Source organism: Bradyrhizobium manausense (assembly GCF_018130615.1).
Lineage (GTDB): Bacteria > Pseudomonadota > Alphaproteobacteria > Rhizobiales > Xanthobacteraceae > Bradyrhizobium > Bradyrhizobium manausense_A.
In genome coordinates this window covers 1-1,202 of the sequence record NZ_JAFCKB010000048.1, presented here as the reverse complement: position 1 = coordinate 1,202, position 1,202 = coordinate 1, and the positions used below count along the sequence as shown (strand labels likewise).

Here is a 1,202-nt window from a genome sequence, read left to right as displayed (position 1 = left end):
GGCAGGGGAATCGCATATGGATTTGCGGCCCCTATTGCGTTGTTTTGTAAGATGGATTCTGAGAACGACTCCCACAAGGCGGAGGGAGTCGGATGGGAAAGTTCAAGAAGGCATTTCGGCGATTGTCGGACCCGCGTGCAGCGAACGCACGACACGATCTGCTGGAGGTATTGGTCATCGCCTTGGCTGCGGTGCTTTGCGGAGCAGAGACCTGTTCGGACATGGCGGAGTTTGGGCAGGCCAAGGAAGAGCTGCTGCGGCTGTTTCTGCGCCTGGAGCACGGGATTCCCAGTCACGATACGTTCAGCCGCGTGTTCCGTTTGCTCGACCCGGAGGCCTTCGAGGCGGCATTCCGCCGCTTCATGGCGGCGTTTGCCAAGACCAACCGGCTCGATCTCACCGGGGTGGTTGCGGTCGACGGCAAGGCGCTGCGTGGCGCCTTCGAGCGTGGTTCGCGCTACGAGCCTTTGCATCTGGTCAACGTCTGGGCGGTGGAAGCGCGCATGTCCCTTGCCCAGCAGAAGGCTCCTGGCCGCAACGAGACCAAGGGAGCATTGGAGGTCTTGGCACTGCTGTCGCTCAAAGGCAGCATCGTCACGGCCGATGCGCTGCATTGCCATCGTGCGATGGCCAAGACGGTGCTCGAGCGCGGTGGCGACTACGTGTTGGCGATCAAGGCCAACCGTGGACCTCTGTACAAGACCGTGGTCGCGCAGTTTGCCCGCTCCGGCGAGCGCAGCACAACCAAGAAGGTCGAGCCGTCCACCCACGATCGGCGCGAAGCACGCCGGGCAACCATCATGCGCAACACCAGCTTGGCTGCCGTCCACGACTTCCCGGGCGTCGTCGCGATCGGCCGCGTCACCTCGCGCAGGCAATTGCAGGGCAATCGTGCCGATCCGCCGGTCGTGCGCTATTATCTGCTCTCCAAGTTCATGTCCGCCAAGCGGCTGCTGCAGGTCACGCGCAGTCATTGGACCATCGAGAACCAATTGCACTGGGTGCTCGACGTCCACTTCGACGAGGATGGCAACCGGGCGAGATTGGACCATGCTCCGGAGAATCTCGCCCGCCTGCGCAGGCTCGCACTCAACATCCTTCAATCTTGCCCCGGCCCCACCTCCATACGTCGCAAAATCAAGCGCGCGGGGTGGGACAACAGCTTCCTCCTCGCCCTGTTCGGTCATATGCGATAGCCCTGC

General features: G+C 62.4%; 1 protein-coding gene. It reads left to right on the top strand.

All coding sequences use genetic code 11. The features are described 5' to 3' along the window. Positions 1-92: 92 nt before the first annotated feature. Positions 93-1,196, top strand: coding sequence for an ISAs1 family transposase (locus tag JQ587_RS36590; protein WP_212428606.1), 1,104 nt, complete (start codon positions 93-95; stop codon positions 1,194-1,196). Positions 1,197-1,202: the final 6 nt, after the last annotated feature.

Coding starts and splice junctions, on each gene's coding strand:
- JQ587_RS36590 (WP_212428606.1), top strand. CDS start 93: ATGGGAAAGTTCAAGAAGGCATTTCGGCGATTGTCGGACCCGCGTGCA.